The following is a 15,110-nucleotide window of genomic DNA, read 5'->3' as shown; positions in this document are numbered from 1 at the left end:
TCCCGTTCCGGCAGCTAACGCCGGAAAAGTTTGTAGGGTAGAGAGTGGTTATTGGTTTTTTATTTGTAAGTAGTGTCTTGCGCCGCTCACCAGATGTGGGGTGAGCGCAGTCACCAGATAATGAGCGCCCCAGCTTATCGCCTCAGCCGCGCGCTCCGGAGTTCCCACGTAGGTTCCGGCAATATTGCCGCTGGCGGCGATTTTGCGAATACAGCGCTCTATGGTTGCCAGCACATCGGGATGGTTGAGATCGTGTCCATAACCCATCGAAACGGCCAAATCCCCCGGCCCGATGAAGTAGACGTCGGCCAGCCCGGTGGCGAGGATCTCATCCAGGTTTTCTACCGCTTCTATTGTTTCAATATGTACCGATAGTATCCGCGAGGCGTTGGCTTCAGCCAGATAACGCGCTTTATCAGCGCACATTCCGTAGCTGGCTGCGCGCGGCAGGAAGGCAACTCCGCGTTCGCCCTGCGGGGGAAACAGCGTGGGCAGGGCGGCGGCGCGGGCATCTTCTACAGTATTGACCAGCGGTACCTGTACGCCATCGGCGCCGAAATCCAGCGCTTTGCGCATATATTCAGCCCGGTTGTATGGGACGCGCACCAGGCACGGCACCTGCTGACAATGAGAGGCGCGCACCATATCTTCCACCGTTTCCGGGTTCATATTGCCGTGCTCGTTATCGATAAGCACAAAATCAAATCCGATGGCAGCGGTAAATTCAGTTATTGCTGCTGAAGGGAAGGTAACAAAGCAGCCGTGTAACGGCCCGTCGCGGAGCCGTTGTTTCAAATCGGGAAAACGCATGTTAGCTCCTTGCTTTGACCTGGATGCCGGAGAGCTGCTCAAACACTTTTATGATGTTGGAGTGATCTTCGTTGCCAACGCCCTGCGCTATGCAGGTTTTATATAATTCGCGCACCAGGCTGGCGATTGGCATGGGGGAGTCAATACCCTGGCTGAGCTCCATTGCCAGATTGAGATCTTTGTACTGCAGACGAGTCATAAATCCGGGCTCGAAGTTACGCTCCAGCAGCAGGCTACCGCGAATATCCAGCGCGCCACAGCGGGCGTATCCGGCGGAGAGCACCTCGACGATTTTGGCCGGATCGACGCCAGCCTTTGCCCCCATCACCAGCGATTCCCCCAGCGCAGCCATAGTGGCGGCGGCCAGAACCTGGTTACAGGATTTCACCACCTGGCCTGCGCCGTTGTCGCCGACATGAGTGACGCGGCAGCCAAGCACTTCGAGTACCGGTTTACAGCGTTCAAAGACTTCGGTTTCGCCGCCCACCATAATTGACAGCGTACCGCCTTTCGCGCCTTTATCACCGCCGCTTACCGGGGCATCAAGCATTCGTGCTCCCAGCGACTTGATGGTGTCAGCAAATTGCTTTGTCGCCAGCGAAGAGATGGTGCTCATATCGATAACGACTTTACCTTCACGCAGCGCTGGTGCCAGGCCATTTTCACCGAACAGGACATCTTCCACCTGCGGCGTATTCGGTACCATGGTGATGGTGATATCTGCCGCTTCGGCGACCGCACGAGCGGATGCCTGACCGATAGCGCCATCACGGGCAATCTCTTCCACATCCTGCGCCACGATGCTGTAAATATGGACGCTGTAACCTGCTTTCAGCAGATTGCGTACCATCGGTTTGCCCATAATGCCCAGACCAATAAAGCCTAAAACTGGTTTCATCTGTATCACCTTAATAAGTTTGGTATTCAATAATGCTGCGCAGCTCCGCAACATCGATATCTGCGAATGCGCACCCTTCGCGATGGCTTAACCAGGCGGCCGTTCCGGCTGCGAAGCCCGTCAAAAAGCATTGCGCGGTGACGCGGGCCGAGGCCAACGCCTCATGCTCGGCGCTCAGCGTACGGCCTGCTGTAATCAGGTTGGGAACGTTTTCTGGCACCAATGTGTCGTACGGAATGTCGTACCAATCATTGTCGAGGTAGAACATAAAGATGCCGTCCTGGCCGTGTGCTTCGATGCACCAGGCGCTGCTGGCAACTTTGCGTTCGCTTTTGCGCGCCTGGAAAACATCGTCGTTGGTCAGGCGGTAGCGACCTGCAATGGTCCGACTCTGGCGGATGCCAATTTGCGCCGCGACATCGTTCAGGCGCGCCTGCTCGAATCCAGGAACCCAGGCGCGCAGGAAACGCTCGTATTCGCGTACCTGTTTGCGTCCCTTCAGTTCGGCAAACGTCAGATCCTCTGCGCAGGTGGCGTCAATCGGTCTGCCATCGTCGCGCAAAATGCTGGTGACGTTGCACATCACTTCGTCGGGGCGAGGTGAGGGCAGCAGATAGATATGCTTGCGCGGCAGGTGATATCCCTGTGCCTGCGCAGCTTCAACCCAGGCCTCCAGTTGGGCGACCGGGTGGCCAATGCCGCGTTCGATATCGACATTGCTCATACGAAACACCATGGTCGGATACTGGACCATACCGTTGCGCCCGCAGGTGTACGGGACGCCCGCTTTGACGCAGAGATCGCCATCGCCGGAGGCATCGATAAAGCGGCGGGCGGTTATTAACTGGCGTCCGCTTTTGTTCTCAATAATCACACCGAGCAGCTGATTGCCATCCATTACTACGTCAGTGGCAAGGGTGTGGAACAGCACCCGTGCGCCGCTGTCGGAGAGTAAATCGTCGGCCACCTCTTTCCAGGTGTGCGGCTCATGGACGACCAGCCGCGTTTCGCCAAACGGGAACGGTTCGCTGACGGCACCCCGGTGTTTCAGATGCTGGTAAAATTCACCGGCAAAACCGTGCACCAGCTGCTTATGGGGGCCTTTGCCGGAGGTAAACAGGCCGCAAATCGCGCCCGACATACCCGCTGTCGCCATACCACCGCAAAAACCGTAGCGTTCAATCAGCAGGGTATTTTCCCCAGCTCGCGCAGCGGCGGTGGCTGCCGCAACACCGGTTGGACCACCACCCACTACCAGAACATCAACGTCGTAGGTGACGGGGATCTTGTTGGCGACTTCGTGCCAGGTTTGCATGACGTGCCTCCTCTGTCATGAGGGTGAGACAGTCACCCTCATAATTTAATGATTAGTCGATATTTTTCGCGTGGATGCGTCGTTTCCCCAGCACTGCGCCCTGCGCAATCGGCTGGACCAGTTGGGCATATTGCGACAGATAGGTGCCGCTTCCGCCGCCCAGCGGCAGAGGTTTGGGCTGCCATTGCGCCAGACGGGCATCAATCACTTCCTGCGGAACATCCATATTGATGCTGAGGTCGGTGAAGTTGATATGTACGGTTTCGCCTTGTTCTATCACCGCCAGGGGCCCGCCTGCGGCGGCTTCAGGCATTAGTTGGCCAACGATAATTCCGCGATTCAGGCCCGAGAGTTCACCATCGGTGATCACCGCTACGTGCGCCGCGATTCCCGCGCCGTTGAGGGCTGCTACAAAGCTACAGGCAAACACCGTACCGGGGCCGCCAGCTGGACCCATATTGCGCAGAACAATCACGTCGCCTTTCTGTATTTTCCCTTCGCTCAACGCTTCAATGGCTTCGTCTTCACCTTCGTAGATATTGGCTGGACCGGTAAATTGTTCCAGCTCTCCCGGTACGGCGGAGAGCTTAACAATCGCGCCGTCCGGAGCGAGGTTGCCGCGCAGGATGGCGACGCCAGGGCGCTGGCTGACCGGGTTATCCAGCGTGCGGATCACCTCGTGATTTTTTACTACCGCGTCTTTAATGTTTTCACCGACGGTTTTTTGCGTGACCGTTAGTGCATCCAGATTGAGGAAGTCGCGCAGCTGATTCATCACCGCCGTAGTGCCGCCCGCCGCTTCCAGATCTTCAGTGCGGAAGGGACCGTTAGGGCGAACAGAGGTCAGCAACTTGATGTCTTTTCCGTATTTTTCATACAGGCTGACCACATCGATGGGGAGTTCCGCCTCGGTGGCAACCGCAGAAAGGTGGCGAACAGTATTGACTGAACCGCCGACCGCCAGCACGGTCATCACTGCGTTCTGAATCGCTTTTTCGGTAAGGATGTCGCGCGGCAAAACCTGTTGCTGAGTGAGTTCGACGATCCGCTTCCCGGCGGCCTGGGCGTACTCTTTTACCTTACGACCGTTGGCCCAGATCGGTGAGTTGCCCGGCAGCGTCATGCCTAATGCTTCGGCGACGATATGCATGGAGTTAGCGGTACCCAAACCGGCGCAGACGCCCGGCGACTGGATTGCGACATCGGTCATGTCGGTCAGTTCTTTTTCGCTGATGGCACCTGTTGCCAGCGCGCCAACCTGCTCGTAAACGTCATCAATATCGAAGAACTGATCGTCGAATTTTTCATTTGAACACTTGCCGCCCACCTGATAACCGCAGGTCAGCAGCAGGGAAGGGACATTCAGCCGCGCCGCCGACATCAGATGCGCTGGCGTGGTTTTATCGCAGGAGGAGAGGCAGATCATCCCGTCCAGCACCGCGCCTTCCATCATGCATTCCACTTCATTGACCATCAGGTCGCGGGTCGGCATCAGATAACGCGCTTTTTTCCCGGCGCTGGTGACGAAGTCGCTGGGGGCGACGGTGCGCACTTCAAACGGTAGTCCGCCCGCATCGCGGATTGCCTGCTCGACGATCCGGCACAGTTCATCCAGATGGACATAGCAGCAGGAGAGTTTGTTAGAGGTATTAATGATCGCGATCTTCGGTTTATACATGTCTTCTTCGCGGATCCCCATGCTGCGCCATTGCGCACGACGTACTGCCCAGCGGGTGGATCCCGGCTTGAAATTGCTTCTGTACATCTTGAATTCCTTTATCGGGTTGTGGTTTTACGATCCGAAATATCCTCTGTTTGGGTTGGTTGTCCAACCAATTTTTAAGGGAAATGTAATTAAGATCACATAACGGAGGATTTTTAGACGTTTTTGCCCATGAAGATGGAAAAATAGCGCACCTGGCAGTCAATAGTGGTACAGTGGTCCATCCAATTTATGATTGCAGTGATTGATGGCGACGCCGCGCAGGGAAAATAACCGCTTGTAAGCGCGAAACGTCGTTGGGAAGAGGTAACGGTATGCCGGACAAGAATAAATTTACGATGATCCCTATTAAGCGCACGGATGTTTTTCAGACGATCATTCAACACATTACAAATCTGCTCGACAGTAAGCAGATCAAACCCGGCGAGCGGCTGCCCTCGGAGCGCGAGCTTGCCGAGATGCTCAACGTCAGTCGCACGTCGGTGCGCCAGGCGCTGAAGGTGCTTGAATCCTCCGGGCGTATTGAGACTCGTGTGGGGAGCGGAACCTTCTTAACCGAGCCACCGGCGGTGTCGCTTAGCGATACTCATAGCCTGTCGAAGCTGATTGAAGGCGGGGTAACGAAAGAGTTTCTGCGCAATCTTATCGTGGCGCGGACCTCTATTGAACGAGCCATCTTTGAAGACTACGCCTGGCGCGCTAATAAAACGGGGATTAATCAACTGCGGGAGCTTATCGAGTTTAACCGGGAAAAGTTTTCGCGTCAGGATTGTGATGACGATGATAGCGCGCTGGATCTGAGCTTCGAGAAAAAAGTGGCGCAGCTCGGCGGTAACCCTATTTTGATCAACATGCAGGAACAGATCCATCATCTTTGGGTACTGGCGTGGAAACAGTATGGTTTTACTCCAGAGCAGACTCAGGTGCTGCATGAAGAACACTTAGGCATTCTGGATGCGCTGGCGGCGAAAAACTCGCAGCGGGTGGCGGATCTGATTGTGCAGCATGTAGATAAAGAGATTGACTGAGCTGGCCGTCATATGTGATTTTTCCCGGCTCGCGCTGCGCTTAGCCGGGCTACAGGTTCCCACTCGTCTGCGGGCGTGGTTTTTTCCCTGGCTCGCGCTGCGTTTAACAGGGCCACAGCTATCTGTAGATGGGGAGCCCGGGTAAGGCTTTTACGCCGCGACCCGGGGATTCCAGGCATGACTGTACTGAGCTAATGTTGCTAAACCGGCAGAACCCGGTGGAAAAAATCGATGCCCGCCTCAACCGATTGCTGGTTGATTTTATGCCCCGACAGCGGATCGATAAGACAGGTGAGGTCGCCACTGCCGATGGCCTCTCTGAGGTGTTCAGCATATTTAACATCAACAACGGTGTCCTGCTGACCGTGCCAGACAAACAGCGGACGCTGCGCCAGGCGTTCTTCTTTCCCGGCAATGTCATAAGGCGCAATCCCATGCAGGCAGGCTGCCAGCGCGCTGGCCGTTGGGGGATGGATCTCGCTTATTGCCTCGGTAAAATAACCACTTGCCATATAGGCTGCTCCGGCCTGAATTTCCGGATACTGCGCCATCGTCCCCAGTACAGCGAAACCGCCCATCGAAGTGCCCATTACGCCCAGTCGTGAAACATCACCGAGCTTTTCCTGCTGGCAAGCGGCCAGCAGCGCGGGAAATGTCTCTAACGAGTGCTGTAAAATTGACCAGAAAGAGGCGTCGCGAAGCGTAGTATCATCCCTGGCGCTATGCATCATCGCCTGCGGACACACCACGCTGTAGCCCGCCTGCGCCAGCATATATCCCAGATTGGCATCCAGTTCTCTGGATGCCATGAAGCGATGAAACAGAATGATAAGCGGCCTGTCACTGGCTGCGTCATCATCTGCCCGGAACCAAAGTACAGGTGTTTTTACCAGCAGGCGGTCTGAAATAACGATATCCATTGATTATCCCTGTGCAACCAGATGCCGTTCCAGCACATCGAAATCCGGATTAAAACCGAGACCCGGCGCGTTCGGCAGATTCATCACCGGCTGGAAGCGCATAAACGGATGCAGCGTTTGTTCGAACATCAGCCACGGCACTTCCAGCGGAACGGGCTCTGGCATCACGCTGAGCAGGTGAGCGCTGGCGAGCAGGCCAGGGCCGTAGTAAAAACAGTGCGGCAGCAGGCTGACGTTTTCATGCTCGCGCGCGCGTTTGATAATCTCCAGTACGGCGGAAATACCGCCAATTTTGGCTACGCTCGGTTGCAATACATCAACCGCGTCTAAGGCCATACTGAGCGCGAACTCCTCACTGTTATTGAAATTTTCGCCCGCAGCAATGTGCGCACCCGTTGTCTGGCGCAGATAGCGGAGCTGGCTTAAATTTTCCGGCGGAAAGGTGGGCTCTTCCACAAACGCGACGCCAGCCGCCTGCAGCTGCGGCAGGATGTGCTCCGCCTGCGGGACATCCCACGCGCAGTTGGTATCAACCATCAGGGTGATATTATCCGGCAGCGCCCTGGCGACTTCAGCAATTGCCAGGGGATCTCGTTCGTGCAGTTTTATATGTCTGTATCCCTTATGAATTAAAGGGTTAATACAATCCATTAATTTAGCGACATCACCATCGAAGCTGGTCAGGCTGGGATAGAGTTCCACCTGCGCACGGGTACCGCCGAGCAATTGCCACAGCGGCAGGTTCTCTGCTTTAGCGCGCAGATCCCACAAGGCGATATCCAGCGCGGAAAGCGCATACATCATCACCCCGCCGCGACCGTAGCTGTGAAAAGCGTAATGCGCTCTCTGCATTAACGCCGCCGGGTCAGCGCATTCCTCCCCCGTAAAGAAGGGGGCGAGGAGACCGCTGAGCAATGCCATGCTGGCCGGGTTACAGGCGTGGCCAAACGCCTCTCCCCAGCCCGTCAGGCCCGTATCGGTTTCGACTTTCACTAACAGCGAATCCAGCGTAGGATGCAGCGCCCGCGCGGCGTTAAAGCGCCCCTCTTTGTTGGTAGTGCGCGTCAGTGCTGGCGTATAAGGCAAACGGACCAGAAAGCTTTCTATGTTCGTAATACGCATAAAGTGTCCTTAATGATGTGATAGCGCGAACTGCACGCCTATTGACGCCGGATGTTGAGGCGTGCTGACAAGGGGGCTGTCGATAGCCGCCGTTTCAAGACAAACAAAGTTCTGCCAGCCATCGTCCGACATGTCGCTTATCTGTTCTGCCCGCTGCTGCCAGGGATTCCATACCACTACGTTGCTGTTATTAACATGGGTAAGCGTCAAGGTTCTGGCGGGCGTGACAAGTGCAGTTTGTTTTTTTGCCTGAGGGAAGATCGTGCCAAATTCCCCGCTGAGCGACAGGGGGGACGGCAGATTCTGCACGGGTTCCCCGGCGACCGTGTCGTAGCCTTGCATGCCCACGCCATAAATCTGCGTCGCTCGTATATCCGGCGTTGAGAGGTAGCTATGTAGGGCTGCGGTGGCGCTGAAACTCCCGTGGGCAGTGAGCAGCAATTCGCAAACCTCTGCGGTGAAGGTCAGCGTCATCTCCAGTTGAAAAGCGTGATCCCAGAGCTGTCGTGTTTGTGGAGTGTCATTGAGCGTCAACGTCAGCGCGAACGACGTTTTGTTGTTATCAAGCGCCGTCAGTCGCCACGGTAAAATGCGGGCAAAGCCGTGAAACGGTTCGCCGCCGAGATCGGTAAACCACGGCCAGCATACCGGCACGCCGCCGCGAATGGGCACGCCGATTTTAAACGGTGTGCAGTCACTCAACCACAGTACGGGGTATGCCTGTCGGGATGGTTTCCAGGTCAATAAATGCGCGCCCTGAAGCGCAATTGCGGCCTTGCAGAAGGGCGTCTGAATGACCACAACCTCCAGTTCATCCATTTTTCGCCGGGTAATACCGGGACTTAACGTCTCCAGTACCGGCAGGGTAAACAGCTGTTTAATCAGGCTCATTGGTTCAGACATCCGTGCGGGTAGTAATATTTTGCTGCCGAAGCTGCGTATCGTTTACGGCATAGCGCGCCAGCGTCCGGCTGTCGAACTCAATGCCGTGTCCTGGCTTTTCACCAGGGCGAATTGTGCCGTTCATTACCGGGCAAGGCGTCGTGATAATGCCCATTTCGCTCAGGCTCGCGCCTTTTAGCCCCTCAAATAGCTGGATATTGGGCAAGCCGCAGCCCAGATGCGCGATAAGCTCCATACCAAAATGCGGGATCACGGGAACGTTGTGGCTTTCGGCTAATTTTGCGATCTTCACGAATTCAGTAATCCCGCCCACGCGATAAACATCTGGTTGGATGTAGTCGCAAGCTTCTTGTCCAATCCAGTGGGCGAACTGGTATTTGGTGTACAGGCTTTCTCCCACGGCTATGGGGACCGGACATTTCTGGCGTAGCAAACGGTGGCCGTTGATATCGTCGCTGAGTAGCGGCTCTTCCAGCCAGTACACACCGGCATTTTTGAGTACCGCCATTCGGCGCACGGCATCGGCGGAAGACCACTTCTTGTTGGCATCCACGGCGATGTTGATCGCGGGTCCCACAAATTTGCGTACCGCCAGCAGACGCGCCAGATCGTCTTCGACGTTCTCACTACCGATTTTCATTTTGACCGTACGGTAGCCCGCGGCCAGAAACCCTTCCATCTGTGCGAGCAGGGCATCAATCGAGAGATGCAGGTTGACACCGCTGCCGTAACCGGGAAGCGACTCCCGGTAGCCGCCGAGCAGGCGGTAGAGCGGCTGATTTAGCTGCTGGCCAATCAGATCCCACAGCGCGATATCCACTGCGGCGATAGCGTGCGTTGTGATGCCCGCTGAGCCAATATCGTGGCTCTCCAGCCACATGCGGCTCCACAGTCGCTCGACGTTAAGCGGATCTTCGCCAATCACTTTGGCGACAAGATAATGGTCAATCAGGTTCTTAAACGCACTGCCGCCGATGCCCGTGCTGAATGTCCAGCCGGTACCCGTATGCCCGGTATCGCTTTTTAACCACAGCACGACAAATTCCAGACTGGAGAACGCGTAGTTCGACGACCCCCAGTTTTCGGTAAGCGGCACGCGGTACAGCCCGGATTTAAAATCAATAATTTTCACGCTCTTCTCCTCCGGGATCAGGCCAGGGCTTTATGCTCATCGCGCTGGGCGGCTTTTTTGACGAACAAAGCCACTACGGTTGCACCCAGTACGCCGAGGCAGCCCGCAAGAATAAAGGCGGCAGAATAGGAGCCGGAGCCAACAATAAAGCCGGTGACGGTTGGTGCGACGATGCCGGAGATATTGGCCAGTCCATGCATCAGACCGCCAGCGCTGCCAACGTACTCTTTCGGCGCAGCGTCCTGAATGAGTGTCCAGTAGGCCGGGGCGGCGATTTGCATAAAGCCGAAGGCGATAGTCATTAATGTGACAGCACCCATGGCGGTCTGCGTCTGGCTGATTAGCCCTACGCAGATAGAACAGATGCCGAAGCAGGTCACTAGCACTACTTTACGGGAGAAAAGCTGCTTGCCGGTTTTACGGTAGATAAAGTCGATAATGAACCCGCCGGATACGTAGCCGAGCGTTCCGGCAACCCAGGGCAATACGCCGACCAGACTCATGTCTTTCAGGCTGATCCCGGTAGTATCAACAAGAAACGTCGGGAACCAGTTCATAAAGAAAAACAGGACATAGTTAAAGCAAAATAGCGACAGGGCGGTAGCCAGAATTGAGGGCTGGAGGATTGCGCTCCACATGGAGGGGGCAGGCGTTCCCGGTGCGGTCTGCGGAGCCACGTCTTCTTCTTCGCCTTCAATAAGCTGCGCTTCTGCCGCAGAAACGCGTTTGTTATCACGCGGCTTATCGGTCGCGATCAGCGCCCAGATGATGGCCCAGGTAATACCGATAAACGCAATAATGATAAATGAGATCCGCCAGTTAAACGTCAGGCACAGAAAGCCCACTACGGGGCCGGAAATGGCACCGCCCAGCGGGCCGCCGGCCTGGTTAATGCCGACCGCGCGTGCGCGCTCATTGAGCGGAAACCAGTTGTTGACCACTTTATTGGCCGTTGTGGAGATGGGGCCTTCTCCGGCGCCGAAAAAGGCGCGGGCAATAAACATGGTCCAGAAGTTAAAGCAGCCCGCTGTCAGGCCGCAGATAATTGACCAGACGGACATCGACCAGCAAAATACCCGCTTGGGGCCGAATTTATCGGCCAGTACTCCGCCGATAAAATTAAATAACGCATAGCCAATAGAGAAACTGCCAAAAATAATCCCTTTTTCCTCAGGCGTTAGATGAAAGTCTTTGGTAATAAAGGGCATTGCGTAAGCCAGCGCGGAACGGTCGAGGTAGTTAATAACCATCGCCAGCGTCAGCATAACTAAAATGACACGACGGAATTGCGTATTCATAGAGATACCTTTCACTAATATAGGGTTAGCGGTAAAAACAATGCACAATTTTCGTAATAATTATTTTTTATTATTATTTGAGGTTTATCACTCCCTGATGGGATCCAGGTAACGTATTTTCCGGGTGACATAAAAACCACCGTCAAGCGTTAACATCGCGCCATTAAAACTGTGAATTTGCGGATCGGTTAACAGCGCGCAGGTTTTGGCTATCTCCATTGCGCCAGTATATTCCAGCAGCGGAATACCATCATCTTTATGTAACTCTCTGAGCTGCTCGACGAACGTTTTTTGCTGCGGATCCTCTCTGGTGAAACCGCGAAACAGGGTGTTGATTTTTATGCCATAGGATACCAGTTCCTGAATGCCGGAGCGGCAGGTATTCATCAGCGCTAGCTGGCTGGCGGCACCGTAAGAATAATACTCCGTCGGCACCAGCGCGGCGATGTGCGCCAGCGTGACGACGCGCCCCTCAACCCCCTGTTGCACCATCTTTTTACAGGCGCTTTGTACCCACCATAGTCCGCGTTCCAGGTCGTCGTTCATGGTGTTCGCAATAATATTATCATCGTCGTCCAGCATTGAGCCACGAAGCGGCGGCGGAGAAATATAAATGAAAGCGTTTAGCTTTCGCCCGTCAATAATAATGGTATTGATAGCCTGATTTATTTTTTCATATTCGGTTTGCTGGCTAAAATAAACCTCCCAACCCTGCTGTAAATACAGATTTTCCAGGGTGGATAGCAGTTCGGGTTCGGCCTTGCCGCCAGCAATCAGAATCGTATTTTTGTGTTCCATCGTCATTCTCCTGATTAAATACAGCGGATATGCTGGCCGCCATCAATTTTAATAAAATCACCGGTAACTACCGCGCCTTTGTCCCCGGCTAAATACACTGCAGCCGCGCCAAGCTCTTCGATGGTTGCTGGTTGACCAACAGGAATTGTCGCCAGCAGTTTCTTGCGTCCCTCGCGCGTGGCCAGTTCAGGTTTAGGATCGTTGATATTAGTATCGACAAACCCCGGCCAGAGCTGGTTCACCGTGATGCCGTAGCGTGCCAGCTCGAAGGCCATCGACTGACTCATCTGATCGATAGCAGCTTTGGTGGCAGCGTAGACTCCCATCAGCGCCATTGGACGGCGCGCGTGGCCTGAGGCAACGTTGATGATGCGCCCGCGGATCCTTTTTTTTACCATCATGCGGGCTGCGTGGCGGGCGCAGTCATAGGTTCCTTTAATATTGATATTCACCGCATGGTCAAAAGCCGGTTTACTGATTTCGAGGAACGGTTCCCAGACGCATACGCCGGCGTTGTTAACCAGAATATCGAGGCGTCCAAAGTGAGTATCGATATCATTAAACATTTGGCGTACTTGTTCAGGATTGGATATATCGGCCTGGACAAGCAGGGCGCGCCTTCCGAGTCCGCGGATAATGCCGGCAACTTGTTCTGCTTCTTCTGGATTCACAACGTAGTTGATGACGATATCAGCGCCAGCTTCGGCAAGGGCGCAGGCAATACCTTTGCCGATCCCTTTCATATTTCCCGCACCCGTCACCAGTGCGACCTGGTTATGTAGATTCACGACTTTCTCCTTTTAGTGTGCAACACATGATGAACGCATCCTGCGTTGACGATATCTTAGTCACTTAATCAACAACTGATATATTAGTTGGTTATTAGATTTGCACTTCGTGAAAAAAACATCCATCATCTGTTGGGCTAAATACGATGTCGATCACAAGTTTTGTCGTAACTGTTTAATTAACTGAGAATTTTCGATTTTCATTTTTGCTGTATTGCGCGGATAATGCTGCAATTCAGCAGGGAGAACGCTAATGAATCCACCCGTCAATAAAATGAATCAGGCCTATGAAGCCATTGAAAGCATGATTATTTTTCAGGATCTTGCGCCAGGCTCGATGGTGTCTGAAGCGCAGCTCATGGAGCTGACCGGCTTTGGTCGTAGCCCGGTAAGGGAAGCGTTACAGCGTCTGGCCAATGACCGACTGGTGGAAATCTATCCCTATAAGGGCGTATTTATTCCGGCGATTTCCGTTGAAGTACAGCTCAAGGTTCTGGAGCTACGCCGCTGTGTAGGCGAGTTCGCTGTGCGTCTTGCGACCCGGCGTGGCACGCACCAGCAGAAGAAAGAGATGCTGCTGCTGGCGGAATCTTTTGAGGCGATTAGCGATATTTCGCATATGCGGCAGTTCGGCGCGCTGTTGAAACAAACCTATGCCTTGATTGGCCTGGCCGCCGAGAACGAATATCTCCAGCCGTGCCTTTCTCCGCTACAGGGGCTTTCTAGTCGTTTCTGGTTTGCGCAGCTTAGCGCCAGCAACCAGCAAGAGCTGGTAAAAGCATCGCAGCTGAATGCCACCATGCTGCGTAATATCTGTCATGGTGACGAAGAACTGGCTGCCAGCGCGTCGAAAAACGTCAACGATTACTTCACCGAGTTTACCTATAAGTCTCTAACTCGCTGATTAAAATATGAGATTAACCATGGCCGACGTTCACGATAAAGCCACCCGTAGTAAAAACATGCGCGCGATCGGCACCCGCGATACGGCAATTGAGAAACGGCTGGCGGGGCTGCTGGCGCGTGCCGGTTTTTCCTTTACCGTACAGGACGCCGCGCTCCCCGGCCGCCCGGATTTTGTGGTATCAGACTATCAGTGCGTAATCTTTACTCACGGCTGCTTCTGGCACCATCACGACTGTTATCTGTTTAAGGTGCCCGCGACGAGAACCGAATTCTGGCTCGACAAGATAGCCAAAAACGTGGCGCGCGATCGCCGGGATATCGGGCGACTGGTGGAGCAGGGATGGCGGGTGCTGGTGGTCTGGGAATGCGCGCTGCGCGGGCGAAAGAAGCTTAACGACGAAGCGCTGGGCGAACGACTGGAAGAGTGGATCTGCGGCGGCGATCGGTGCGCGCAGATCGATACTCAAGGCATAGGTCTGATAGACGTTACTTCTGCGCCTTACAGGACGTAATTTCGCGACGAACCGGGAACAGGTATTTGCCGAGCGTCACCAGAATGACCGCAAAAATTATGATGCCGAGCGCCAGCCACTCTACGGGAGATAAGCTTTCCCCGGCAAAACCGGTGCCCAGCAGGACGGCGACTACCGGGTTGACGTAGGCATAGCTGGTCGCCACGGCTGGCGTCACGTTACGAATTAAATACATATAGGCGTTGATGGCGATAAGCGATCCGAAGATAGCCAGATAGGCGACGGCAAAAATGCCGGACCATGAGGGTATCTGAGTTAACTTTTCACCGCTCAGCGCGGAGGCAATCATCAGCACAATCCCTGCCGCCAGCATTTCAACCGCGCCCGCCATCATACCGGTGGGGAGCTCAATCCGCGAACCGTAGACCGAACCAAAGGCCCAGCTCATCGAGCCGATCAGAATCAGCAGCGCTCCCCAGGGGTTACCGTTCAGGTTGCCGCCGCTATTAAGCAGAACAATACCTGCCAGACCTATCGCGATCCCTAACCACTCAAGCTTGCGGGTCGCTATACCAAAAAAACGGCTAAAACATAGGGTAAACAACGGTACCGTCGCGACCATGACTGCCGCAATACCTGAGGGGACGTGCTGGTGTTCGGCAAGCGTCACAAAACCATTGCCTACGGCCAGCAGCAAAACGCCGATCAGCGCCGCGTTGAGCAGCGGTTTGCGCGACGGGAGCTTATGGCCCGTGGCCAGCAACCAGGCGAGCAGCACCGCGCCAGCGGAAAGAAAGCGCACGCCAGCCATCATCAGCGGAGGCCAGCTGGCGACGCCAACGGCGATAGCGAAATAGGTGGAACCCCAGATGATATACAGCGCAAACAACGCCCCGATGAGCGGCAACAGCTGACGGGTAGACATACTTCCTCACGACGGTGCAGAGATAGAAAGGAGACGTATAGTAAACGTGAAAACTATCGTGCTGGCGAGCG

The 15,110-nt window shown here is 54.7% G+C and carries 15 protein-coding genes; 3 read left to right on the top strand and 12 right to left on the bottom strand.

The annotated features are described in order from the left end of the window. Window positions 1-48: 48 nt before the first annotated feature. From ACSIPU_RS05265 to ACSIPU_RS05250, 4 genes are read right to left on the bottom strand one after another with little or no spacing between them, the layout of a single operon-like run. Window positions 49-810, bottom strand: coding sequence for an HpcH/HpaI aldolase family protein (locus tag ACSIPU_RS05265; protein WP_004103500.1), 762 nt, complete (start codon window positions 808-810; stop codon window positions 49-51). Between the two features lies 1 nt (window position 811). Beyond that, window positions 812-1,708 carry an NAD(P)-dependent oxidoreductase gene (locus tag ACSIPU_RS05260; RefSeq protein WP_004103498.1) on the bottom strand — a complete coding sequence of 299 codons (897 nt, stop codon included), beginning with the start codon at window positions 1,706-1,708 and terminating at the stop codon, window positions 812-814. A 10-nt stretch (window positions 1,709-1,718) separates the two neighbouring features. Then, the gene (locus tag ACSIPU_RS05255) at window positions 1,719-3,023 is read right to left on the bottom strand and encodes an FAD-dependent oxidoreductase (protein WP_024274416.1); all 1,305 of its coding nucleotides are present in this window, start codon (window positions 3,021-3,023) and stop codon (window positions 1,719-1,721) included. A gap of 52 nt (window positions 3,024-3,075) precedes the next feature. Further along, complete coding sequence (locus ACSIPU_RS05250; RefSeq protein WP_004103495.1) at window positions 3,076-4,788, bottom strand: dihydroxy-acid dehydratase; 1,713 nt, start codon at window positions 4,786-4,788, stop codon at window positions 3,076-3,078. A gap of 272 nt (window positions 4,789-5,060) precedes the next feature. Here ACSIPU_RS05250 and ACSIPU_RS05245 point away from each other — a divergent pair, with 272 nt between their 5' ends. Next, window positions 5,061-5,774 (top strand): FadR/GntR family transcriptional regulator, encoded by a 714-nt coding sequence (locus ACSIPU_RS05245; protein WP_004103492.1) that lies wholly within the window; start codon window positions 5,061-5,063, stop codon window positions 5,772-5,774. 200 nt (window positions 5,775-5,974) lie between these two features. On the opposite strand, the gene ACSIPU_RS05240 is transcribed toward ACSIPU_RS05245, so the two are convergent. The 7 genes from ACSIPU_RS05240 to ACSIPU_RS05210 form a co-directional block, all read right to left on the bottom strand. Then, window positions 5,975-6,694, bottom strand: a complete 720-nt coding sequence (locus ACSIPU_RS05240; protein ID WP_049095666.1) for a serine aminopeptidase domain-containing protein — start codon at window positions 6,692-6,694, stop codon at window positions 5,975-5,977. Between the two features lie 3 nt (window positions 6,695-6,697). Beyond that, a complete protein-coding gene (locus tag ACSIPU_RS05235; protein ID WP_029779349.1) occupies window positions 6,698-7,816 on the bottom strand; it encodes a mandelate racemase/muconate lactonizing enzyme family protein in 1,119 nt (372 codons plus the stop codon). A gap of 9 nt (window positions 7,817-7,825) precedes the next feature. After that, window positions 7,826-8,707 carry a D-hexose-6-phosphate mutarotase gene (locus ACSIPU_RS05230; protein ID WP_004103486.1) on the bottom strand — a complete coding sequence of 294 codons (882 nt, stop codon included), beginning with the start codon at window positions 8,705-8,707 and terminating at the stop codon, window positions 7,826-7,828. Between the two features lie 4 nt (window positions 8,708-8,711). Continuing rightward, a complete protein-coding gene (locus tag ACSIPU_RS05225; protein WP_024274413.1) occupies window positions 8,712-9,851 on the bottom strand; it encodes a mandelate racemase/muconate lactonizing enzyme family protein in 1,140 nt (379 codons plus the stop codon). Window positions 9,852-9,868: 17 nt separating this feature from the next. Continuing rightward, window positions 9,869-11,149: an MFS transporter gene (locus tag ACSIPU_RS05220; RefSeq protein WP_004103483.1), complete on the bottom strand. Its 1,281-nt coding sequence runs from the start codon at window positions 11,147-11,149 to the stop codon at window positions 9,869-9,871. 87 nt (window positions 11,150-11,236) lie between these two features. Then, complete coding sequence (locus ACSIPU_RS05215; RefSeq protein WP_024274412.1) at window positions 11,237-11,947, bottom strand: SDR family oxidoreductase; 711 nt, start codon at window positions 11,945-11,947, stop codon at window positions 11,237-11,239. 14 nt (window positions 11,948-11,961) lie between these two features. Continuing rightward, window positions 11,962-12,735, bottom strand: a complete 774-nt coding sequence (locus tag ACSIPU_RS05210; protein ID WP_004103480.1) for an SDR family NAD(P)-dependent oxidoreductase — start codon at window positions 12,733-12,735, stop codon at window positions 11,962-11,964. Window positions 12,736-12,988: 253 nt separating this feature from the next. Here ACSIPU_RS05210 and ACSIPU_RS05205 point away from each other — a divergent pair, with 253 nt between their 5' ends. Together ACSIPU_RS05205 and ACSIPU_RS05200 are read left to right on the top strand one after the other, a co-directional pair. Then, window positions 12,989-13,639, top strand: coding sequence for a GntR family transcriptional regulator (locus ACSIPU_RS05205; protein WP_004103478.1), 651 nt, complete (start codon window positions 12,989-12,991; stop codon window positions 13,637-13,639). 19 nt (window positions 13,640-13,658) lie between these two features. Continuing rightward, window positions 13,659-14,153, top strand: coding sequence for a very short patch repair endonuclease (locus tag ACSIPU_RS05200; protein ID WP_016808328.1), 495 nt, complete (start codon window positions 13,659-13,661; stop codon window positions 14,151-14,153). On the opposite strand, the gene yedA is transcribed toward ACSIPU_RS05200, so the two are convergent. After that, window positions 14,128-15,039, bottom strand: coding sequence for a drug/metabolite exporter YedA (gene yedA / locus ACSIPU_RS05195; RefSeq protein ID WP_004103473.1), 912 nt, complete (start codon window positions 15,037-15,039; stop codon window positions 14,128-14,130). The genes ACSIPU_RS05200 and yedA overlap by 26 nt on opposite strands. Window positions 15,040-15,110 lie beyond the last annotated feature (71 nt).

It is taken from the genome of Klebsiella sp. HN106, assembly GCF_051209435.1.
Taxonomy (GTDB): domain Bacteria; phylum Pseudomonadota; class Gammaproteobacteria; order Enterobacterales; family Enterobacteriaceae; genus Klebsiella; species Klebsiella oxytoca.
Note: the sequence above shows the minus strand (reverse complement) of the source record. Positions and strands in the feature narration are given on the sequence as shown.

Bases quoted from the DNA above. Each gene is read 5' to 3' on its own strand.
- ACSIPU_RS05250 (WP_004103495.1), bottom strand. From the start codon at position 4,788: ATGTACAGAAGCAATTTCAAGCCGGGATCCACCCGCTGGGCAGTACGT.
- ACSIPU_RS05245 (WP_004103492.1), top strand. From the start codon at position 5,061: ATGCCGGACAAGAATAAATTTACGATGATCCCTATTAAGCGCACGGAT.
- yedA (WP_004103473.1), bottom strand. From the start codon at position 15,039: ATGTCTACCCGTCAGCTGTTGCCGCTCATCGGGGCGTTGTTTGCGCTG.
- ACSIPU_RS05260 (WP_004103498.1), bottom strand. From the start codon at position 1,708: ATGAAACCAGTTTTAGGCTTTATTGGTCTGGGCATTATGGGCAAACCG.
- ACSIPU_RS05205 (WP_004103478.1), top strand. From the start codon at position 12,989: ATGAATCCACCCGTCAATAAAATGAATCAGGCCTATGAAGCCATTGAA.
- ACSIPU_RS05220 (WP_004103483.1), bottom strand. From the start codon at position 11,149: ATGAATACGCAATTCCGTCGTGTCATTTTAGTTATGCTGACGCTGGCG.
- ACSIPU_RS05230 (WP_004103486.1), bottom strand. From the start codon at position 8,707: ATGAGCCTGATTAAACAGCTGTTTACCCTGCCGGTACTGGAGACGTTA.
- ACSIPU_RS05200 (WP_016808328.1), top strand. From the start codon at position 13,659: ATGGCCGACGTTCACGATAAAGCCACCCGTAGTAAAAACATGCGCGCG.
- ACSIPU_RS05265 (WP_004103500.1), bottom strand. From the start codon at position 810: ATGCGTTTTCCCGATTTGAAACAACGGCTCCGCGACGGGCCGTTACAC.
- ACSIPU_RS05255 (WP_024274416.1), bottom strand. From the start codon at position 3,023: ATGCAAACCTGGCACGAAGTCGCCAACAAGATCCCCGTCACCTACGAC.
- ACSIPU_RS05240 (WP_049095666.1), bottom strand. From the start codon at position 6,694: ATGGATATCGTTATTTCAGACCGCCTGCTGGTAAAAACACCTGTACTT.
- ACSIPU_RS05215 (WP_024274412.1), bottom strand. From the start codon at position 11,947: ATGGAACACAAAAATACGATTCTGATTGCTGGCGGCAAGGCCGAACCC.
- ACSIPU_RS05235 (WP_029779349.1), bottom strand. From the start codon at position 7,816: ATGCGTATTACGAACATAGAAAGCTTTCTGGTCCGTTTGCCTTATACG.